This is a genomic window from Comamonas testosteroni, from assembly GCF_000761245.1.
In the GTDB taxonomy this organism is placed as follows: Bacteria; Pseudomonadota; Gammaproteobacteria; order Burkholderiales; family Burkholderiaceae_C; genus Comamonas; species Comamonas testosteroni_C.
Window position 1 is genome coordinate 1 of record NZ_AWOR01000001.1, and the last position, 21,354, is coordinate 21,354.

General features: G+C 62.0%; 21 protein-coding genes. 16 read left to right on the plus strand and 5 right to left on the minus strand.

Features of this window, described 5'->3' with window-relative positions; translation table 11 throughout:
* Positions 1-49: 49 nt before the first annotated feature.
* Entirely contained in the window at positions 50-1,129 is a 1,080-nt protein-coding gene (locus P353_RS00005) for an MBL fold metallo-hydrolase (RefSeq protein ID WP_034364022.1), read from the minus strand.
* Between the two features lie 121 nt (positions 1,130-1,250).
* Between P353_RS00005 and P353_RS00010 the strand changes: the two genes are divergently transcribed.
* From P353_RS00010 to P353_RS00060, 11 genes are all read left to right on the plus strand, one after another.
* Positions 1,251-1,652 (plus strand): MerR family transcriptional regulator, encoded by a 402-nt coding sequence (locus P353_RS00010; RefSeq protein ID WP_003061601.1) that lies wholly within the window; start codon positions 1,251-1,253, stop codon positions 1,650-1,652.
* A 48-nt stretch (positions 1,653-1,700) separates the two neighbouring features.
* Positions 1,701-2,162, plus strand: coding sequence for a PaaI family thioesterase (locus P353_RS00015; protein ID WP_034364024.1), 462 nt, complete (start codon positions 1,701-1,703; stop codon positions 2,160-2,162).
* A 39-nt stretch (positions 2,163-2,201) separates the two neighbouring features.
* Positions 2,202-3,389 carry an isovaleryl-CoA dehydrogenase gene (locus P353_RS00020; RefSeq protein WP_034364028.1) on the plus strand — a complete coding sequence of 396 codons (1,188 nt, stop codon included), beginning with the start codon at positions 2,202-2,204 and terminating at the stop codon, positions 3,387-3,389.
* 50 nt (positions 3,390-3,439) lie between these two features.
* On the plus strand, positions 3,440-4,102 hold the full coding sequence (gene can, locus P353_RS00025) for a carbonate dehydratase (RefSeq protein ID WP_034364029.1): 663 nt from the start codon (positions 3,440-3,442) through the stop codon (positions 4,100-4,102).
* Positions 4,103-4,205: 103 nt separating this feature from the next.
* The gene (gene aceK, locus P353_RS00030) at positions 4,206-6,053 is read left to right on the plus strand and encodes a bifunctional isocitrate dehydrogenase kinase/phosphatase (protein WP_034364032.1); all 1,848 of its coding nucleotides are present in this window, start codon (positions 4,206-4,208) and stop codon (positions 6,051-6,053) included.
* A gap of 41 nt (positions 6,054-6,094) precedes the next feature.
* Entirely contained in the window at positions 6,095-7,279 is a 1,185-nt protein-coding gene (locus P353_RS00035) for an acetyl-CoA C-acyltransferase (RefSeq protein ID WP_034364033.1), read from the plus strand.
* A gap of 107 nt (positions 7,280-7,386) precedes the next feature.
* A complete protein-coding gene (locus tag P353_RS00040) occupies positions 7,387-8,499 on the plus strand; it encodes a hypothetical protein (protein ID WP_034364034.1) in 1,113 nt (370 codons plus the stop codon).
* Entirely contained in the window at positions 8,496-9,125 is a 630-nt protein-coding gene (locus tag P353_RS00045) for an MSMEG_1061 family FMN-dependent PPOX-type flavoprotein (protein WP_034364036.1), read from the plus strand. The genes P353_RS00040 and P353_RS00045 overlap by 4 nt, the downstream gene beginning before the upstream one ends.
* Positions 9,126-9,202: 77 nt before the next feature.
* Positions 9,203-9,874: an SDR family oxidoreductase gene (locus P353_RS00050; protein WP_034364038.1), complete on the plus strand. Its 672-nt coding sequence runs from the start codon at positions 9,203-9,205 to the stop codon at positions 9,872-9,874.
* 44 nt (positions 9,875-9,918) lie between these two features.
* Positions 9,919-11,049 carry an acyl-CoA dehydrogenase family protein gene (locus P353_RS00055; protein ID WP_034364040.1) on the plus strand — a complete coding sequence of 377 codons (1,131 nt, stop codon included), beginning with the start codon at positions 9,919-9,921 and terminating at the stop codon, positions 11,047-11,049.
* A 164-nt stretch (positions 11,050-11,213) separates the two neighbouring features.
* Positions 11,214-12,005, plus strand: a complete 792-nt coding sequence (locus P353_RS00060; RefSeq protein ID WP_034364042.1) for an alpha/beta fold hydrolase — start codon at positions 11,214-11,216, stop codon at positions 12,003-12,005.
* A gap of 24 nt (positions 12,006-12,029) precedes the next feature.
* Here P353_RS00060 and P353_RS00065 read toward each other — a convergent pair whose 3' ends face one another.
* Entirely contained in the window at positions 12,030-12,521 is a 492-nt protein-coding gene (locus P353_RS00065; protein ID WP_003073147.1) for a DUF421 domain-containing protein, read from the minus strand.
* Between the two features lie 130 nt (positions 12,522-12,651).
* Here P353_RS00065 and P353_RS00070 point away from each other — a divergent pair, with 130 nt between their 5' ends.
* Together P353_RS00070 and P353_RS00075 are read left to right on the plus strand one after the other, a co-directional pair.
* Positions 12,652-13,065, plus strand: a complete 414-nt coding sequence (locus tag P353_RS00070) for a YchJ family protein (RefSeq protein WP_034365329.1) — start codon at positions 12,652-12,654, stop codon at positions 13,063-13,065.
* Complete coding sequence (locus P353_RS00075; protein WP_034364045.1) at positions 13,049-14,878, plus strand: hybrid sensor histidine kinase/response regulator; 1,830 nt, start codon at positions 13,049-13,051, stop codon at positions 14,876-14,878. The genes P353_RS00070 and P353_RS00075 overlap by 17 nt, the downstream gene beginning before the upstream one ends.
* Here P353_RS00075 and P353_RS00080 read toward each other — a convergent pair.
* The gene (locus tag P353_RS00080) at positions 14,875-15,570 is read right to left on the minus strand and encodes a response regulator transcription factor (RefSeq protein ID WP_034364047.1); all 696 of its coding nucleotides are present in this window, start codon (positions 15,568-15,570) and stop codon (positions 14,875-14,877) included. The two genes, P353_RS00075 and P353_RS00080, sit on opposite strands and share 4 nt — an antisense overlap.
* A 166-nt stretch (positions 15,571-15,736) precedes the next feature.
* Here P353_RS00080 and P353_RS00085 point away from each other — a divergent pair, with 166 nt between their 5' ends.
* Positions 15,737-16,801: a hypothetical protein gene (locus P353_RS00085; protein WP_232776184.1), complete on the plus strand. Its 1,065-nt coding sequence runs from the start codon at positions 15,737-15,739 to the stop codon at positions 16,799-16,801.
* A gap of 101 nt (positions 16,802-16,902) precedes the next feature.
* Positions 16,903-17,628 carry an HAD family hydrolase gene (locus P353_RS00090; protein WP_034364053.1) on the plus strand — a complete coding sequence of 242 codons (726 nt, stop codon included), beginning with the start codon at positions 16,903-16,905 and terminating at the stop codon, positions 17,626-17,628.
* A gap of 3 nt (positions 17,629-17,631) precedes the next feature.
* On the opposite strand, the gene P353_RS00095 is transcribed toward P353_RS00090, so the two are convergent.
* Positions 17,632-18,327, minus strand: a complete 696-nt coding sequence (locus P353_RS00095; RefSeq protein ID WP_034364055.1) for a DUF4336 domain-containing protein — start codon at positions 18,325-18,327, stop codon at positions 17,632-17,634.
* A 15-nt stretch (positions 18,328-18,342) separates the two neighbouring features.
* Positions 18,343-19,419 carry an AraC family transcriptional regulator gene (locus P353_RS00100; protein WP_034364058.1) on the minus strand — a complete coding sequence of 359 codons (1,077 nt, stop codon included), beginning with the start codon at positions 19,417-19,419 and terminating at the stop codon, positions 18,343-18,345.
* A gap of 135 nt (positions 19,420-19,554) precedes the next feature.
* Between P353_RS00100 and P353_RS00105 the strand changes: the two genes are divergently transcribed.
* Positions 19,555-21,318 (plus strand): AMP-binding protein, encoded by a 1,764-nt coding sequence (locus P353_RS00105; RefSeq protein ID WP_034364060.1) that lies wholly within the window; start codon positions 19,555-19,557, stop codon positions 21,316-21,318.
* Positions 21,319-21,354 lie beyond the last annotated feature (36 nt).

Here is a 21,354-nt window from a genome sequence, read left to right on the forward strand (position 1 = left end):
AATACCGGAAACCCATAAAAAGAGAGCGCTAAGCGCTCTCTTTTTATTTCTACATATTGGGGGCGTAGAAGCGCAGGATGCCGTTTTCATCCAGCCGCCGCGTCAGTTGCCGGCTGAACCAGAGGTAGTGCAGATGGGCCAGAGCCTCGCCCATGGCGAACGTCATCTGGTGAGTATCCAGCTGGCGTTTGAAGAGGATGGGAAGGATGTCGGCAGCGCTCAGCCCCTGTTGCCGGGAGGCCTGCATGATGTCGTCCAGGCGCTCCTGGTGGTGGTCGAGCAACTGCTGGACACGGGTATGCAATCCGGTGAATGGCTTGCCATGCGAGGGCAGAACATAGGTGTCCTGGGGGAGCGCGAAGTAGCGCTTCAGCGATGTGAGAAACAGCTGCAGCGGGTTGGCTTCGGGCTCGGAAGAATGCACGCTGACATTGGCGGAAATACGGGGCAGCACCATGTCGCCGCTGATCAGTGTCTCGAGCTCGGCGCAGTAAAGCGCCATGTGCTCCGGCGCATGACCATAGCCGGCAATGCACTGCCATGTGCGGCCGTTGATGTCTATCTCGTCGCCATCCATGATGCGGTGATAGATGTCGGGGATGGGGGCTACCAGGGAAGAGTAGTAGCTGCCACGGCCGCGCACATGGAGCAGAAATTCCTCATCTCTTTGTCCGTGCAGGCTGTAGAAGTCCGCACCGGATTCGCCGCCGAAGCCGTCTCTGTCTTTCATGGCGACGCGGGCGACGTTGTAATCGGTGCCACTGATCCACAAGGGCGCATTCCATTGATGGCAGAGCCAGCCGGCCAAACCGATATGGTCGGGGTGCATATGGGTGACGATGACACGCAAAATAGGCAGGCCTTCAAGCGCAGAGGCAAAAATCTGCTCCCATTGCTCGCGGGCCTCGCTGCGATTGACGCAGCAGTCAATGACGGTCCAGCCCTCGCGTACCTGACCATGCAGATCGGTCTGACGATCACGCAGCAGCCAGAGGTTGATGTGATCGAGGGCAAACGGCAAGGTCATGCGGATCCACTTGACACCGGGTGCCACGTCCAGAGTCTGGGCCGGACCGGGCAAGGTATCGCCGAGGGGGTAATGAAGTGCGGATTCTTGGCTTGAGGTCATGAGGCGGTATTTCGTTTAGCATTGACGTTAACGTAAACGTCAGTTTTGTCAAAGCATTTTAGAGACCGGCCTGCCTCGTGCAGTCACCTGTGAGATGCAAGACTTACAACCCCACAGAATCATGTCGACCATCTACACCATCAGTGACCTTGCCAAAGAGTTTGATCTCACGACCCGGGCCATCCGTTTTTATGAGGACATGGGCTTGCTGCAGCCGGAGCGCTCCGGCGCAGGCGGTCGCAATCGCGTGTATTCATCGAGAGACCGCGCACGTCTGCGCCTGACGCTGCGGGCCAAGCGCCTGGGACTGTCGCTGTCGGAGGCCAAGGAAATCATCGACATGTATGACAGCCCGCGTGATACGGGCGTGCAGTTGCGCAAGTTTCTCGATGTGCTGGCTATCCACCGCAAGCAGCTCGAAGCGCAGATGGCCGATCTGCAGGTGACCCTGGATGAGGTGCGAGAGCAGGAAAAAGAGGCTCGCACGCTATTGAAAAGGAGCGAGAGCAAAAATGGCGCATAATTGACGTTTACGTAAACGTCAATTGCAAAGCTTTGCTGGAGAGTTGCCATGTCTGTTGCTGCTGCTGCCACCGAGTCTCTGGATTTTGTTCATCGGGTGAAGCACAGCTTCGCGAAGCAAGGCGCCATGGCTACGATTGGCGCGCAGCTGACCCTGGTGGAGCCGGGCGTTGTCGATATCTGTCTGGACTGGGCTCCGGGCCTGACACAGCAGCATGGTTTTTTGCACGCCGGCATGGTCTCCACTGCACTCGATTCGGCCTGCGGCTATGCGGGGCTGACGCTGATGCCGCCGGATGCCGCCGTACTGACCATCGAATTCAAGATCAACCTGCTCGCCCCGGCCAAGGGCCAGCGCTTTCGCATGGAGGGCCGGGTCATCAAGCCCGGGCGCACCATCACCGTATCCGAAGGCAAGGCATTTGCCATTGACCAGGGAAAAGAGAAACTGATTGCCACAATGGGCTGCACTCTGATGTGTGTGCAGAACCGTGAAGGCATACAGCACTGACAAGACGATTCGTCAGACCCATATCTACAGGAGACAACCATGAGCCTTGCCAATCTGCCCGGACTGAACTTCCAGCTCGGTGAAGACATCGATGCGCTGCGCGACGCGGTGCGTGAATTTGCCCAGAGCGAGATTGCTCCGCGCGCGGCCGAGATCGACCGCAGCGACCAGTTCCCCATGGATCTGTGGCGCAAGTTCGGCGAGCTGGGTGTGCTCGGCATCACCGTATCCGAGCAGTATGGCGGTGCCGACATGGGCTATCTGGCGCATATGGTGGCGATGGAGGAAATCTCGCGCGCCAGTGCCTCGGTGGGCCTGTCCTATGGCGCTCACAGCAATCTGTGCGTGAATCAGATCAATCGCAACGGAAGCGAGGCGCAGAAGGCCAAGTACCTGCCCAAGCTTATCAGCGGCGAGCATGTGGGGGCGTTGGCCATGAGCGAGCCCGGCGCCGGCTCTGACGTCATCAGCATGAAGCTCAAGGCCGAGGACAAGGGCGGCTGCTATCTGCTCAATGGCAGCAAGATGTGGATCACCAACGGGCCTGATGCCGATACCTTGGTGGTCTATGCCAAGACCGAGCCGGAGATGGGCGCTCGTGGCGTGACGGCCTTTCTGATCGAGAAGGGCATGAAGGGCTTTTCGATCGCGCAAAAGCTAGACAAGCTGGGCATGCGCGGCAGCCATACGGGCGAGCTGGTGTTCCAGAACGTGGAGGTGCCGGCTGAAAACATTCTTGGCGGCCTGAACATGGGCGCCAAGGTATTGATGAGCGGCCTGGACTATGAGCGCGCCGTCCTGACTGGCGGCCCGCTGGGCATCATGCAGTCCGTCATGGATAATGTCGTCCCCTATATCCACGACCGCAAGCAGTTTGGCCAGAGCATCGGCGAGTTCCAGCTGATCCAGGGCAAGGTGGCAGACATGTACACCGTGCTGCAAGCAGGCCGCTCTTTTGCCTATACGGTCGCTAAAAACCTGGATCTTCTGGGAACCGATCATGTGCGTCAGGTTCGCAAGGACTGCGCCAGCGTGATCTTGTGGTGCGCCGAGAAGGCCACCTGGATGGCCGGCGAGGGCGTGCAAATCTATGGCGGCAATGGGTATATCAACGAGTATCCGCTCGGTCGTCTGTGGCGGGATGCGAAACTCTATGAGATTGGCGCTGGCACCAGCGAAATTCGCCGCATGCTCATAGGCCGCGAGCTGTTTGCTGAAACCTGCTGAAAAAGCAGGAGCTGCGCCGTTCTTTCAACCAAAAAAAGAAGGATAGCTTCATGACAACGACCTCCATCGAAGAACTGTTTGTCCACAACCGCGAATGGGCAGACCAGATGGAGCGTGATCGTCCTGGTTTCTTTACCGGACTGATGGCGCAGCAAAAACCCAAATACATGTGGATCGGCTGCTCGGACAGCCGCGTGCCAGCCAACCAGATCACGGGTCTGGAGCCTGGCGAGGTGTTCGTGCACCGCAACGTGGCCAACGTGGTGGTGCCCAGCGATCTGAACTGCCTGTCCACCATCCAGTACTCGGTCGATCATCTGAAGATCGAGCACCTGATGGTTGTGGGCCACTATGGCTGCGGCGGCGTGTATGCGGCGCTGAACAATCTGCGCCTGGGCCTGGTGGACAACTGGACCCGCCATGTGCGCGACGTGCGCGACAAGCACATCAAGCTGCTGGAAGGCATCTCCACTCAGTTCCGCCACGATGTGCTGTGCGAGCTCAACGCCATCGAGCAGGTGGTCAACGTGGCCCAGTCCACAGTGATGCAGGATGCCTGGGCCCGCGGCCAGAAGGTGACTCTGCACGGCTGGTGCTACAGCCTCAACAACGGCCACATCACCAACCTCGAAATGACCGTGCCTGGTGTGGGCGGCCTGGAGGATGTCTACAACAAGGCTGTCGAGAAGGTCGCTTCGCGCAAGCGCGACTGATCGCTGCCGCTGCGCAGCTGCAGTGCCTTCAAGCGGACCCAAGGCCTGTGCCGCTTGTTCCGCTTGAGAGTGCTGCTCACTTATCTGGAGCGACTGGCCCGCCATGTTTCCGCAACGACTGGACGCCCCCGAGGCCTATGCCATTGCGCAGGCCCTGATGCATGGCTACAACCAGCATTACCGCATGTTCAGTGCGGAAGCTGCCCGGGCCAAGCAGCGCTTCGAGACCATGGACTGGCCGGGCCAGCAGCAGGCTCAGCGTGAACGCATAGAGTTCTACGACCGGCAGGTGCGTGCCTGCATCCAGAGGCTGGAAGAGGAGTTTGCCGCCAGCCTGCAGAGCATGGCTGTCTGGCAGCAGGTCAAGCTCCATTACATCGGCCTGATGGTCGACCATCTGCAGCCCGAGCTGGCCGAGACCTTCTTCAACTCGGTCACCACCAAGATTTTGCACCGCACGCATTTCCAGAACGACTTCATCTTCGTGCGTGCTGCCGTCAGCACCGAGTATCTGGAAAACACCGCGCCGGGTGCCGTACCCATCTACCGGGCCTACTACCCCGGCAACCTCGCCCAGCTCGAAGGCACGCTGCAGACCCTGTTCGAGCAGCTGCAGCTGCAATGCCGCTTCGAAGACCTGCAGCGCGACGTGCACCTGCTGGCCGAGCGCATACGCGAGAGGCTGGCGGGCCTGACGCTCAGGGCCAACTTCCAGCTTCAGGTGCTGTCCAGCCTGTTCTATCGCAACAAGGGGGCGTACCTGGTCGGCAAGATCATCACCGGCTATACCGAGCTGCCGCTGGCGATTCCCATCCTGCATGGAGAGCAGGAGCAGCTCATACTGCATGCGGCCCTGTTCGGCGAGGACGACCTGCATGCGCTGTTCAGCTTTGCGCGCGCCTACTTCATGGTGGACATGGAAGTGCCCAGCGCCTATGTGAGCTTTCTGCGCAGCCTCATGCCGCGCAAGCCCAAGGCGGAAATCTATAACGCCCTGGGTCTGGCCAAGCAGGGCAAGACGCTGTTCTACCGCGACTTTCTGCATCATCTGCGCCATTCCAGCGATCAGCTGCGCATTGCGCCCGGCATCAAGGGCCTGGTCATGCTGGTGTTCGACCTGCCCAGCTTCCCCTATGTGTTCAAGCTCATCAAGGACCGTATCGCCAGCAGCAAGGATATCTCGCGTCCCCAGGTCAAGGCCAAGTACCAGCTGGTCAAAAAGCATGACCGCGGCGGCCGCATGGCCGACACCATGGAGTACAGCTTGGTGGCCTTTCCCAAGGAGCGCTTCAGCAATGAGCTGCTGGCCGAGCTCCAGGCTCAGGCTCCCGAGCAGATCGAGATCAGCGACCGCGACGGCGACGGGCAGATGGAAGTCATCATCAGCCATCTCTACATCGAGCGCCGTCTGGTGCCGCTGAACCTGTTCCTGATGGAGTGCCTGGCCGAGGCAGACACCAAGCCGGAGCGCCGCGCTGCCATGGAGCGCGCGATTCTCGAGTACGGCAATGCCATCAAGGACCTGGTCGCCACCAATATCTTTCCCGGCGACATGCTGTGGAAGAACTTTGGCGTCACGCGTGGCGGCAAGGTGGTGTTCTACGACTATGACGAGATCGAATACCTGACCGATTGCAACTTCCGCGAGGTGCCCGAGCCGCGCACCGAGGAGGAGGAGATGTCGGGCGACATCTGGTATTCGGTCGGCCCCAGGGATGTCTTTCCCGAGACCTTTGGGCCTTTTTTGCTGGGCCATCCGGCCGTGCGCGACATCTTCATGCGCCATCACGCCGATCTGCTGGAGGCCGAGTTCTGGCGCGGTCACCAAAGTCGTATCCGTGACGGTCATTTCCTGGACGTGTTCCCGTACGAGCGCAGCCGCTTTCTGCATGCCGGCGACGCAGGACTGGACACGCAGCGTTTCGAGATTCCCACCCATAGCCTTGCTTGAAGAGGCAGATCACATCCATCCATTTCTGAAGGAGACAAACCATGCATCAGGATCCCGTAGTCATCGTCAGCGCTGCCCGCACCCCCATGGGCGCGTTCCAGGGCGATTTTTCCGATCTGGCCGCCCATGACCTGGGTGGCGCAGCCATCAAGGCCGCGGTCGAGCGCGCCGGCATCCAGCCCGAGCTGGTGGAGGAAGTGCTGTTCGGCAACTGCCTGATGGCCGGCCAGGGCCAGGCTCCGGCTCGTCAGGCCGGTTTCAAGGGCGGCCTGCCGCAAAGCACAGGTGCCGTGACCCTGTCCAAGATGTGCGGCGCAGGCATGGAGGCCACCATCCTGGCGCACGACCAGCTCATCGCCGGCAGCCGCGATGTGATGGTCGCCGGCGGCATGGAGAGCATGACCAATGCGCCCTACCTGCTCAAGAAGGGTCGTGGCGGCTATCGCATGGGACACGACAAGATCTTCGATCACATGATGCTCGACGGTCTGGAGGACGCCTATGAGGCCGGCCGCTCCATGGGCACCTTCGGTGAGGACTGCGCCGCCAAATACCAGTTCACGCGTGAAGCACAGGACGCCTTTGCCATTGCCAGCGTGCAGCGCGCCCAGGCTGCTGCGCAAAGCGGTGCTTTTGACGCCGAAATCACGCCCGTCACCGTCAAGACCCGCAAGGGCGACGTGACCGTCAGCGTTGACGAAGGCCCGGCCAAGGCCAAGCTGGACAAGATCTCCAGCCTCAAGCCTGCGTTCAAGAAGGACGGCACCATCACGGCCGCGTCGAGCTCCAGCATCAACGATGGCGCTGCCGCCATGGTGCTGATGCGCGAGTCTACGGCCAAGCAGCTGGGCTGCAAGCCGCTGGCGCGCATCGTCTCGCACGCGACCTTTGCACAGGCCCCCGAGTGGTTTACCACCGCACCCGTGGGCGCCACCGAAAAGGCGCTCAAGAAGGCCGGCTGGGCGGTGGAGGATGTGGATCTGTGGGAAATCAACGAAGCCTTTGCCGTGGTGCCCATGGCGCTGATGGCCGATCTCAAGGTCTCGCATGACAAGGTCAACGTGAATGGCGGCGCCTGCGCGCTCGGACACCCGATTGGCGCCAGCGGTGCGCGCATTCTGGTCACCCTGCTGCACGCACTGAAGACACGCGGCAAGAAGAAGGGCCTGGCCACGCTGTGTATCGGCGGCGGCGAGGCCACGGCCATGGCCGTTGAGCTGATCTGACGCTATTTGCTCAGAATCGTCACCAGTTTGCTCTACAGTGAACGCATGTTCAACGGATTGCACGCATTCGCGCTGAATGTGTGCAGCTCACATTGCGGAAATCATTCATGAGCGCAGACATTCACCACGACGAGAGCGAGACCATCAAGCCGCTGGAGCCGCAGCAGATTGATGCTTTCTGGGGCGATTTTTCCAACCAGCTGAGCCAGCTGGAGGAGCTCGATCGCCATGAGTTTGTGGAAAGCTCCAATGAGTTGCTGCACCAATATGCGCCGGGCCTGAGTCTGGAGCTGGAAGGCAAGCTCGGCGAAGCCGGCTCCCGTCTGGTGATCTCGGCCCATGGCAACACGGCGCAGTTCGAGAATGCCCAGGCACTGGTGCGCCAGGCGCCGCGTTTCGAGCATTACAGCGTGCAGGCGTTTCGCAGCCGCGCACTGGGCAGCAACTTCGGCATGCGCATGGACGGCTTCGAGCTGGCCTGCTCCGATATCCGCGTGGGCTATTACGATGCGGGCGGAATCATCGGCCTCAAGCTCTCGTTCGAAAAGCCCATTGCCAGGGACATGGCCGAGCATGCGCAGCACATGGCATTCATCATGCTGGACCATGTGCTGGGCGAGTGGGATTTTTCCGTACGCGTGGGCCCGGTCGAGTTTGCCTCCGAGGCAGCGGCCGATGTCTACGGCTCCGCGCTGCTGTCGGAGTTCCCGCCGCTGTTCGATGGCTTTATCCGCCAGCAGCTGGGCCGCAGCTATGAATTCCCCAAGGAGGACAGCGACCGCTGGCTGTCGCTGGAAGTGCGCGCGCAGGATGCCGACGAGGATGCGCCGCCCGATATCCTGACCTTTCACGACGGCGCCAATGCCGTGGCCACGCGTGCCGATCTGTCGCACTTCATGGAGTGGCGCTTCAGCTTCTCGAGCCAGCAGGAGCTGGACGGCGTGCGTGACGCCCAGGATGCGCTTGATGAACAACTCAGCCGCGAGCAGCGCGGCATTCTGGCCTTCTCGCGCGTGGAAAACATGAGTGCCCGCGTGGCCACCTACTATGTGGAAGACCCTGTCCATGCGGTGCAACTGGCCGGACAGCTGGGCCGCCAGCATGTGCCCGAGCTGGAAGGCGAGCTGAGCGTGAGCTTCGATCCGTCCTGGAACGAATTCCTGTCGCTGTACGCCGCGATTCACCGCAACGACCGTCCCGAGGAGGTCCTGGCTTCATGATCACTTCGCGCGAACAACTGCTGCAGTTGTACGACCCTCCTGCCGAGCGGGCGCTGCTCAAGCAGCAGTGGGAGCTGGATCGGCACTGCCTGCGCTTTATCGCGCTGTCGCCGTTTCTGGTCATGTCCACAGGCGGTGCGGGCGGGGCCTTGCTCGATGCCTCGCCACGAGGCGGCAAGCCTGGCTTCGTCAAGGCGCCGGATGCCAATACCTTGCTCATTCCCGACGCGGGCGGCAACAACCGGCTCGACAGCCTGAGCAATCTGCTCGACGACCCGCGCCTGGGCCTTCTGTTCCTTGTGCCGGGCTTCGATGAAACCCTGCGCGTCAACGGCACGGCCCAGCTGCGCGATGAGGCGCATTACACGGCCTTGTTTGCCAGCGATCATTTCCGCCCCAAGCTGGTGATCGAAGTCCATGTGCAGGAAGCCTATCTGCACTGTGCCAAGGCGCTGATGCGCTCGCGCCTGTGGAGCGAGGAGGCCAGGGTGGCGCGCAACGTCATGCCCACGCTCAATCAGATCATCCATGCCCAAATGGGATTGACCGCCCAGCCCGAGTCGCAGGAAAGCATGGTGGCCCGCTATGGGGCCATGATTGCGGCCGAGCAGATCAAGAAAAATTGATAGCTGACAGCGCTTGTCATGAAAGGATTCTGGATGAAAAACACTTTGAAACCCAACATTCATAGGCGCAAACAGCTATGGCTTTGATACTCATCATGGGCGCATCGCGCGGCCTGGGCCGAGCCCTGGCCGAGTCCTATCTGGCGCAAGGCCACCAGGTGATTGCCACCGTGCGCAAGGCTGAAGACATGGTCGAGCTGCAGGCACGGGGCGCCCGGGTGCTGCAGGTCGATCTGGCAGATCCTGCCAGCGTCAGCGGCCTGGCCTGGCAGCTCGACGGGGCCAGCATCGATATCGCGCTTTACGTGGCCGGTGTCTGGGACGGTCATGACGCAGGCGTGCCACCCACCCAGCAGCAGTTCGATCTGGTGATGCACAGCAATGTGCTGGGCTTTATGCAGGCCCTGCCGCAGATCGCACCCATGGTGCAGGAGGCTGGCGGCGTGATCGGCGCCTTCTCCAGCGGCATGTCCCTGCTGGCCGATGCGGACGAGAGCGCCTGGCTGTACCGCGTCAGCAAGGCTGCGCTCAATATGGCCGTGGTCTCGGCCTGCCGCCAATGGCCGGGCCTGACGCTGCTGGCGCTGGACCCGGGCTGGGTGCAGACCGAGATGGGCGGTGCTGCGGCCCCGCTGTCGGTGGCTCAAAGCGTGCAGGGGCTGATGCAGGCCCTGGCCCAGGTCAAGCCCGAAGACCGCGGTCAGCTGCTGCGCCATGACGGCAGATACATCAAGCTTTTGGATGCCTAGCCCGGGCTGAAAACGGGCATATAGCTATAAATATCGGAGACAACATGCTGCTGAATCAGGACCAGGAAATGATCCGCGAGGCTTTGCGCGATTTTGTGCGCGAGCAGATCACGCCCCATGCCGCGCGCTGGGACAAGGAACATGAGTTCCCCAAGGAGGTGCACCAGGGGCTGGCCGCTCTCGGTGCCTATGGCATCTGCGTGCCCGAGGAGCTCGGCGGTGCGGGCCTGGACTATGTGAGCCTGGCGCTGGTGCTCGAGGAAATTGCCGCCGGCGATGGCGGCACCAGCACCGTCATCAGCGTGACCAACTGCCCGGTCAACGCCATTCTCATGAAGTACGGCAATGCCGGCCAGCAGGAGCAATGGCTGCGCCCGCTGGCGCAGGGCCAGATGCTGGGTGCCTTCTGCCTGACCGAGCCCCATGTGGGCAGCGATGCCTCGGCGCTGCGCACCACGGCCGTGCGCGATGGTGGCGACTACGTCATCAACGGCGTCAAGCAGTTCATCACCAGCGGCAAGAATGGCGATGTAGCCATCGTCATTGCCGTCACCGACAAGGCTGCGGGTAAAAAAGGCATGAGTGCCTTCATCGTGCCTACCGGCAATCCCGGCTACCAGGTGGCACGCCTGGAGGACAAGCTGGGCCAGCACAGCAGCGATACGGCGCAGATCAATTTCGAGAACTGCCGCATTCCCGCATCGAACCTGATCGGGGCCGAGGGCGAGGGCTACAAGATTGCACTTTCCGCGCTGGAGGGCGGGCGTATCGGCATTGCCGCGCAAAGCGTGGGCATGGCGCGTGCGGCCTTTGAATGCGCGCTGCAATACAGCAAGGAGCGCGAGAGCTTTGGCCAGCCCATCTTCAACCATCAGGCCGTGGGTTTCAGGCTTGCCGAATGCGCCACGCAAATTGAAGCGGCCCGGCAACTGATCTGGCATGCCGCCAGCCTGCGTGATGCGGGTCTGCCCTGCCTGAAGGAAGCCGCCATGGCCAAGCTCTTTGCCAGCGAAATGGCCGAGCGCGTATGCAGCGCCGCCATCCAGACCCTGGGCGGCTATGGCGTGGTGAGTGACTTCCCCGTGGAGCGAATCTATCGCGATGTGCGCGTGTGCCAGATCTACGAAGGCACCAGCGATGTGCAAAAGATCCTGATCCAGCGGGCGCTGGCCTGATCTGCGTCTGGCGGCAAAAGCCCGCCGTTGTCAACTGCTGTGCACGAGGCTGTGGCACATCAGGGGACGGGCCGGTTGCCGATGTCATACGGCCTGCTTAGGATGTGCTCAGTTGGGGGGAGTTTCCCCAGGGGTTTCAACCATTTGCAGCAGGAGTCCACCGCATGCCTTTTGCCCAGGTCAATGGTCAGAATATCTACTACGAGGACACGGGAGGGCGTGGCCCGGCCATTGTGTTCTCGCACGGCCTGCTCATGGATCACACCATGTTCGAGCCACAGGTACAGGCTTTGCAGGGGCTGTATCGCTGCATCAGCTGGGACGAGCGTGGTCACGGGCAGACCGCAGATCCCGAGCATTGCGAAGCGTTCAGCTACTATGACTCGGCCGACGATCTGGCGGCCTTGCTCAAATATCTGGGTGTGGAAAAAGCGGTGCTGGTGGGCATGTCGCAAGGCGGCTATCTGTCGCTGCGCTGCGCGCTGATTCATCCAGATGTCGTGGGCGCGCTGGTGCTGATAGACACCCAGGCCATGCTGGAGGATCCAGAGCAGATGCCGCACCATGAGGCGCTGCTCAAGGCCTGGATGGAGCATGGGCTGTCGGATGACATGGCCACCACCGTGGAGCACACGATTTTGGGCCAGGGTTGGCCGGGTGCTGAGCAGTGGCGTGCCAAATGGAAACAGGCCTCGCCGATCAACCTGGGGCAGAGCTTTGCGACGCTGGCGCTGCGCGATGACATCAGCCCGCGTCTGGCCGAAATCAAGGTGCCTGCGCTGGTGATTCATGGCGACAAGGATGCGGCCATCGGTGTGGAGCGTGCGCGGGCCATGTTCAAGGGCTTGCCCCAGGCCCAGTGGGTGGATGTGGCCGGCGCAGGCCATGCGGCCAACCTCACCCATCCGGAACCCGTGAATGCGGCCATCAGGCAGTTTCTGGACGGCCTGCACTGAAAACGTAAACACGTTCTGAGGCTCTCAGGCCTCCCCCAGCTCAGCCATGCTGCGCTTGCGCAGCACCACGGTGATTTGGCCGTTGGTCTCGATCGTGGCGCGCTCCACCTCATGCGCGTTGAGGCAGCCATTGGAGCGCAGGGCCGCAGCCAGGTCTTCGGCTGTGATCTGCTCCTGCGTCATCAGACTGGGTTGCACAATGCCCTGGTGAATCAGGACCTTGGGTTTGCCATTGACCAGTTTGCGCAGCCCGGCAAAGCGGTAGCTCAGGTGGGAGAGCAGTGCATGGCAGGCCAGCAAGGTGGTGGCACTGATCAGGCCGCCAATCAGCGAGTTGTCGCCCGCATTCATGGAGTTCTGTACTGCGTTGGAGAGAATCAGCAGCAGCACCAGGTCGAAAGGTGCGTACTGGCCGGTCTGGCGCCTGCCGGTCAGGCGCAGAAACACCAGCAAAAACAGGTAGACGCTAACACCGCGAATCACGAACTCCCACCAGGGAGCAGCCATGGAGAACATAGGCAAACCTTTGAACAGCGAGCTTTGAACTGCAGCTACTGTGCTCTGAGGCAACCGACTGCGCAAGCCGGCTTGCTCATTGTTCGACTTGGCCGACAATGCAGCATTGCCAATCAAGACTGCCAAAGTTGTGAAAGAAGCCGAGAAAAAGCGGGACTGTCCCTGTGGACGCAAGAATGACAAAGGGCGGCTGCTGGCCTATGCCGATTGCTGCGGCCGCTATATCGACCACTGGGATGCCCGGCCCGCACCCGATGCCGAGGCTCTGATGCGCTCGCGCTATACGGCCTTCGTGTCTGAGAACCAGGAATATTTGCAAGCCACCTGGCATGCCAGCCAGCGTCCGCCGCAGCTCGATTTCGATGCTGCCACCAAATGGCTGGGGCTGGATGTGAAGCAGTTTCAGCCGACCGGCGATGCCTGTGCAGAGGTCGAATTCGTCGCCCGCTATCGTCTGGCGGGTCGTGCCGTACGCCTGCATGAGCGCAGCCGCTTTGTGCTCGAGGGTGGACGCTGGTTCTACGTCGATGGCGATCAGTTCTGAAGTCGATTCGGCGCAGTCGACCCGGCTGCAGGCCGGTCTGCGCCTGTTGCAGTCACTGGCTTCGCGCGGCTCCTCTGAAATCGCCGCATTGCTGATTCCGGCCCTGCTGCTGTGGGTCAGTACCCGCAACAGCCCGGCCGTCAGTGCTGGGCTGGCCTGGTGGTGGGGGCTGATGATCGTCATGGCGCTTGGCTTTTTGCTGTTCCGCCGCAGGCTGCATCGCCAGTGGCGGTCGGCGCGCGACTGGGAGCCATCGCGACTGCAGGCGGCATTGACAGCCTGGCAGCGACAACTGGCGCTGGCCGCGTTGATCAACGGCTTGCTCTGGGTCAGCGTGCTGGCCTTCACCTGGAGCGGCAGCCACAGTGAGCTGCGTCTGCTGATCTATCTGGTGCTGCTGGGCGTGATGGCATCGGCCGCCACTTTTCTGGCGCCGGTGCCGCAGGTGTTCGCGGCCTTCATGGCGGGCATCTACTTGCCGATGCTGCTGTGCACGCTGCATTACTTTCCGCACAAAGGCCCTTATCTGTTGCCGTTGCTGCTGCTGTACGGCGCCATACTTGCCCGCCACGCCTGGGGCGCGCGGCGTTTTGTGCAGCAGCAGATGGCGCACGAGCTGGAGCGTCAGGCACTGGCGGAGCGCTACCGCGAAGCCAAGGAGCAGGCAGAGAACGCGCTGGCCGAAAAGAACTGGTTTATCTCCGCCGCCAGTCATGATCTGCGGCAACCTTTGCATGCCATGGGCCTGATGCTGCAAGCCGCTCATCAGCGCAATCAGGATGACGAGCTGGCGCAGCTGCTGCAGGAAATGCAGGCCTGCACGCGCGATCTGGGCTCCATGTTCAACGACCTGATGGATCTGTCGCGGCTTGAGGGTGACAGCTTCGCACCGCAATGGCAGGCGGTATCCATGAGTGCGGTGCTCGACGAAGCCCGGCGACTGTTCGCGCGCGAGGCAGCGCAGCGCGGCCTGCGTCTGCGCGTGAGGCAGCCAGCTCATATGCCGGCACTGTGCACGGATGCGGTGCTTCTGCGGCAGATGGTTTTCAATCTGCTGCAAAACGCGCTGCGCTACACCGACCAGGGCGGGGTGCTGCTGGCGCTGCGGCACAGGCAGGGGCGCTGGCTTTTACAGGTGTGGGACAGCGGCTGCGGCATGAGCGAGCAGGAATGTGCACAGGTCTTCATGCGTCACTATCGCAGCCCTGCGCGCCAGCAGCGCGATGCCAGGGATGGCGTGCCGGCACCATTGCGCGGGCGCGGCCTGGGCTTGTCCGTGGTGGCACTGGCGGCGCAGCGGCTGGGTGTGGAATGCGGGGTTCAGTCGCTGCCGGGAAAGGGGTCATGTTTCTGGCTGCGCTGGCCGCAGGATGCCGAGCAGTGGCAGGCATCGTCTGTGCTGCCGGATCCGCCGATATTGACTGGGCCGCAGTGGTTCGCCCCCTTGCAGGGGCACTGCCTGGTCGTGGAAAACGATGCGCAGCTGGCCCCGGTGCTGGTGCAGATCTTGCAGAGCTGGGGTGTGCAGGTGCAAAGAGCGCGCAGCCTGGGTGAGGCGCAGCAACTGCTGGCCGATGGATTGTGGCCAGACTTTGTGTTGTGCGACCAGCGATTGAAGGATGGCGCAAGCGGGCTTGAGTGTTTGATGCTGCTTCTGGATCAGCGCCCGCAAGCCAGCGGTGCTTTGATGAGTGGCGACGAGGAGATGCTGGAGCAGGTGCAGGATCAGGGCTATCTGGCCCTGGCGACCCCGCTGCAGCCCGACCAGCTGCATGCGGTGCTGGCGCGCTGCATGGCGATCCGCCAGCCTTAGTCCAAGTCGACCTCTATGCCTCGCATGCGCGTGATCAGCGCCACGCGGTTGTTGGCGCCCAGGCGCTGAAGCAAGGCGGTGACATGTTCCTTGACCGTGTATTCGGACAGGTTCAGTGTCTGTGCAATGGCGCGATTGGGCTTGCCCTGCAGCAACAGGCTCAGCACCTGTGCCTGGCGGGCAGTGATGCCGAGCTCTCTGGCGCTCATATGCAAGATGCTGCCCGCGGTTGGCGCCGGAGGGGCGGTGGGGATGGGGGGCTGGGCCTCAAACCAGGTGCGGCCGCTCAGCAGGGCTTGCACTGCCGCCTGAAACTCGTGAGACGGGCTGCTTTTGTGCACAAAGCCATGCACACCTGCGGCTGCAGCCTTGCTGGCGATGGCCGGGTGCTTGTCGCCGCTGGTCACCAGAATGCGTGTGCCAGGAGCCAAGGCCAGGATGCTGTGCACAAACTCCAGAGATGCACCGTCTTCCAGCCAGAAGTCCATCACAGTGATGACGGGTTCGCCCAGCGCAGCAATCATGGTCAGTGCCTCATTGCCGTGTGCCGCACAGCGCACCCGCTGCACGCCGGCGCTGGTCATCAGTACATGGGCTGCACCTTCCGCGACCAGCGGGTGATCATCCACCACCAGCGCATAGGGCTGTGCGCCCTGTTCAGGGGTGCTCAGGATTTGCAGTAGATCGGGCATGAGCCTTCCTTTGGGCTTGGTAACAAAGACCCCTCCTCGGTAGGGAGTGGTCTGCTCGCAAGTCTTCTGACAATGTCTGTAAGACGACGCTGCTTTTTATCTCAGTGTCGGGATATGGACATTTTCAACCAACATCAAGACTGAGGAGCAGCCCGTGCCATCTCTTATGCAAATCACCCGTAGAACTGCAGCCTTGCTGCTGATTTCCACCCTGGCCGCCTGCGGCGGCGGTGGTGGAGATGGCGGCAGCGGCGGCAGCAATGGCGGAGGAGGTGGCTCCGAAGGCGGCGGAGGCAATACGGGAGGAGGCAATACCGGAGGTGGCAACGGTGGCGGCACCGGCAATCAGGCCGTCACAGGAACCTACAAGATGGGCGGCCAGACCGCCACCAGCCATGCGCAGATGCAGGATGCCGCCAACAGCATGGGGGCCGACGGCTATGCGCTGTTCAGCTCCCTGGCGGGCTCGGTCGGTCCGACCGGTTCGGAGATCGGCGACTTCTATCTCACGGATACCGCGCATGCCGGGCGCAAGTTCAGCTATGTCAATCCCGCGGCGCAGCCTTCGCGCACGGCCTTTCTGGCTCAGCTGAACCAACAGGGCAGCAGCGGCTATATGTACAAGTCCGACGCCGTGTTCAGCGATGTCAGCGACATCCGCAGCGTCTATGTCAAGGACAACAGCCGTAGCGACCAGTTCAGCTACAGAACGGTGACGCCCGTAGCCACGACCGCCGAAGCCTTTGCCACGGAGCTCAACGGACAAGGGGCTGAAGGCTATCGCTATCTGGGTCCCCAGATCGTCAACAACGAGCTGTTCAGCCTGTATGCCAAGCGCAACGACAGCGTCACCTATACCTATCAGGTCGACAAGCTCGGCAGCGCATCCTCTGCCGCCGATGCCGCAGCGATGAGAACCCGTCTGGCACCAAAGGGCGCGGATGGCTGGTTCATCCGCGGCACGCAGGGGCTGGGCAGCGACCCGATGAACATGAACTATGTGGATGTCTTCGAGAAAAGCTCCGCACAGAATGGCGCCATCGAGTATCTGGTCGAGGCCTCGGCAGGCAGTGACTCGCTCACGACCCAGCTGAACAATATGAATGCCAATGCGGCCAAGGGCTTCTTCTATTTCAGCGGCATCATGACCGCAGACGGCAAGACCAGCACCATCTACGTCAAGAACAGCGCGTGGTTGATCAATCCGCTGGCAGGAGTGACCTTCCCCTGAACTCGAAAAGGGCGTGAGCGCATAATTACTCCCTCTGTTTCTTGATACTAGGCGCCGTTGGGCGCCTTTTTTGCATCCCCTGATGCGCTGGTAATGTTTCCATGACTGCTTTTGACGCTGTGCTTTTCGACTGTGATGGTGTGCTGGTGGACAGCGAATCCATCACCAATCGCGTGCTGTGCACCATGCTCAACGAATCCGGCTGGGCCATCAGCCAGGAGCAGTGCACACGCGACTTCATCGGCAAGACGGTGCGCAGCCAGGCGGCCGTGATCGAGGCACATACCGGCAAGCCGCTGACCGATGCCTGGATGGCAGAGTTCTACGAGCGCCGCAATGCCGCGCTGCGTGCCGAGCTGGTGGCCATCGATGGTGCGGTGCAGGCCGTCAGCCAGCTGCATGCGCTGTGTAACGGTCGCATTGCCTGCGCCTCTGGTGCGGACCGTGCCAAGGTGGAGATGCAGCTCGACAAAGTGGGCATGGCCCCCTATTTCGAAGGTCATGTCTACAGCGGCCATGAAATGCCGCGCAGCAAGCCCTTCCCCGATGTCTATCTGGCAGCGGCAAAGGCGCTGAACGCTGATCCTGCCAAATGCCTGGTGATCGAGGACACCATGACCGGCGTACAGGCCGGCGTGGCCGCCGGTGCCACCGTCTGGGGCTATTTCCCTGCCGATCAGGGCCATGCCTCGGCAGAGCAGTTGCTCGAGGCTGGTGCCGCCTGCGTGTTCGGCGACATGGGCGATCTGCCCGCCATGTTCGAGGCCGTGCGCAGGAGTGCCGCCAGCGCCTCTGCCGGCGATGTCGACGATCACGACCTGCGCTAAAGCTCAGTCCCAGATCGACAGCGCCTCGCGCAGCTGCTTCATGGGCTGATCGTCGATCACGCTGTTGTGCAGCAGGATTACGCGCTGTACGGGCCAGTTTTCGACCCGCTTCACCCAGCTGCGCACGGCGGCCCTGTCCCTGACCAGCAGGCGCACGGTGCGCGGCACGGTCAGGCGCTCATGCCCGCCCGTCAGGCCCAGATACATGCGTACCGGCAGGCTCAGCGGTCCTTGCCAGCATTGCAGCACGTCGGTGGCGATGAGGCTGCCGCTGGCCGGATGGAACCACAGCGTCTCGTCGAGCATGGGAAGGCCGTCCAGCGGCAGGCATTGCAGTTCGCCGGCCCAGGGCGCTTCGGCATCCGGCGGCAAGGGCTCCAGCAGCGGCAGGTCCGGGCGCTTGCTCAGCACGCCCTGTGTGCCATAGATCCGGGCCTGTGGATAAAGCCTGGCCAGTTTGCCCACGAACAAGTGGTGCATGGCGCTGGGGGCGACGATGTGCTGCAGCGGTCCCAGGGCGTCGAGCGCCGCTTTCTGTACTTGCGTCAGCGGCACTGCAGAGTGCGAGAACAGGCTGCCGTCGGCCAGCCGGATCACCGTCATGCGTGTGCTGACCTTCAACCCTGCATTGCTGAAGTGATAGCTGAGCGCCCATACCCCATCAGCGATTGCCTGCCAGTTTTCTGAGGATTCCTGCATGGAGAGCTCCTTGCGTCAGACGGCACGCTGGCCGGCGGTTTTGCGAAATTCCGAAGGGGACAGCCCTGTCCAGAGGCGAAAGGCGCGGATAAAGCTCTTGTCGTTGAGAAAGCCGCAGGCCTGGGCCACGCGCTTGATGGGGCGACTGGTGCGCAGCAGCAGCGCAATCGCACGTTCACGCCGGATATCGTCCTTGAGGGCCTGCAGCGAAATACCTTCTTCCTTGAGCTGGCGGTGCAGGCTGCGCTGCGACAGATGCAGCTGGCGGGACAGCGTTTCAGCCGTCTGCTGCTCTTCCCCGCTGGCGGCCAGCAGATGGCGCACGCGCTGCACCAGAGTCTTCTCGCGCTGGTAGGGGCGCACCTGGATCGGCAAGGCGCGCTGCAGCATGCGGTTGAGGGCCGCCTCGTCGCGCGCCAGCGGCGCCTGCAGCCAGCGTGCTTCAAACTGCAGACTGGCGACGGGGGCATCAAAAGCGATGCTGCCTGGTGCGAACAGCACCTTGTAGACGCTGGCATGCGCGGGCTCGGAAAACGGAAAGCTGGCATGCAGCAGGCTGATCGGCTCGTTGATCAGCCAGCTGGCAAAGCCGTGGATATTGCGCAGCACCGACACCATGCAGAACTCGCGCATGCCTCCCAGCGGGCGGCTTTCATGCAGGGTGAGGGTGGCAATGCCGGCTTGCTCGCTGAGCTGCAGCTGCAGGTCCTGCGCAATCAGTCCGTGATGCCGGCACCAGCGCGCCAATGCCAGACCCAGCTGCGGCGCGCTGATGCTGGCGCGGGCCAGCATGCCGTAGCTGCCCCAGGGCAGGCGGCGCTCGAACCATCCCAGGGCTTCATCGTCCAGCTCGCGCATGGCTGCGTCGGATAGTGCCTCCATCTGCAGGGCCGTGATGCGCTCGTCGGCATCGTCAATCAGATCTGGCGGGATTTGTGCCTTTTCCAGAGCGCCTAGCGCTGACATCTGCCTTGCTTCATAGGCGCGGACAATGGCTTGAACAAACGCCATGGGGGTAATTGCCGGGTGCGATTTGAGCACGGAGCTGGCATGGTGTGGCAGTGGAGTCTTGACCAGAGAGGGGGTGAGCATTTGGCAATTATTGCAACCTTTGTGACCTCTTATGGACAGGGCTTGCCCTTATTCTGAGGCGCAGAAAACGGTGCTGAATGGACGCTGCGCAGCCAGTTCGCAGGTGGCTGCCGGCACGCAAGGAGACACAAGACCATGCCATCGCAAGTGAACGCGCTGACTGCCAGCTATGCCAAGGGGCGCACGGATGTGCCGCTGATCGAGCAGACCATTGGCGATTTTTTTGCTGCAATGGCACAGCGCCAGGGCTCGCGTGATGCGCTGGTCAGCCGTCATCAGGGTCTGCGCTACAGCTATGCCCAGCTGCATGTGGCCGCGCGCCAGCTGGCCAGCGCGCTGCTGTCGCAAGGGCTGCTCAAAGGCGACCGGGTGGGTATCTGGAGCCATAACAACGCAGAGTGGGTGCTGATGCAGCTGGCCACGGCTCAGGTGGGTCTGGTGCTGGTCAATATCAACCCTGCCTATCGCACCGCCGAAGTCGAATATGCACTCAACAAGGTGGGCTGCAAGGCGCTGGTGTCCATGCCGCGGTTCAAGACCAGCGACTATCTGGGCATGCTGCGCGAGCTGGCGCCCGAGCTGGCGAGCTGCGCGCCAGGCCAGCTGCAATCCAAACGCCTGCCGGCCTTGCGCACCGTGGTGTGGATTGATGCGACCGGCTCAGGTGCTGCCGGCTCAGGTTCGGCCGGCTCAGGTGCAGTGGATCAGGACGCCGAGCAGCCCGGCATGCTGCGCTTTTCGCAGCTGATGGCACAAGGAACCAGTGCGGATGAGCGCATCGATGCCATTGCCGCCACGCTCAGCAACCACGACCCCATCAATATCCAGTTCACCAGCGGCACCACGGGCTTTCCCAAGGGCGCGACGCTGACGCACCGCAACATCCTCAACAACGGCTTTTTCATTGGCGAATGCATGCGCCTCACGCCCGAGGACAGGCTTTGCATCCCCGTGCCGCTGTATCACTGCTTTGGCATGGTGCTGGGCAATCTGGCCTGCTTCACCCATGGCTCGACCATCGTCTATCCCAATGACGGCTTTGACCCCCTCACCGTGCTGGAAGCGGTGCAGGCCGAGAAATGCACGGGTCTGCACGGCGTGCCCACCATGTTCATTGCCGAGCTCGATCATCCGCGCTTTGCCGAGTTCGATCTGTCCACGCTGCGCACCGGCATCATGGCCGGCTCGCCCTGTCCCATCGAGGTGATGAAGCGCGTGGTGCGCGACATGCATCTGAGCGAGATCACCATCGCCTACGGCATGACGGAAACCAGTCCCGTGAGCTGCCAGAGCGATGCCGACACGCCGCTGGAAAAACGCGTGGCCACCGTGGGCAAGGTGCAGCCGCATCTGGAGGTGAAGATTGTGGATCCGTCCACGGGCGAGACCATGCCGCCGGGTCAGTCGGGCGAGCTGTGCACGCGTGGCTATTCCGTCATGCACGGCTACTGGGAAGACGAGGCCAGGACCCGCGAGGCCATCGACGCCGAGCAGTGGATGCATACCGGCGATCTGGCGACCATGGACGCCGAAGGCTATGTGAATATCGTGGGCCGCATCAAGGACATGGTGATCCGTGGCGGCGAGAACATCTACCCGCGTGAGATCGAGGAATTCCTCTATCGCCACCCCAAGGTGCAGGATGTGCAGGTGGTGGGAGTGCCCGATGTGCGCTATGGCGAGGAGCTGTGTGCGTGGATCATCGTCAAGCCCGGCCAGGAACTCGGCGAGGACGAGATCCGCGACTTCTGCAAGGGGCAGATCGCGCACTACAAGGTGCCGCGCTATATCCGCTTTGTCCAGGCCTTCCCGATGACGGTGACGGGCAAGATACAGAAGTTCAGGATTCGCGACGAGATGATCGAGTTGCTGGATCTGCGCGTCATCAAGACGGCCTGAAAATGGACTACCCCCTGTGCCGCTTCGCGACTTCCC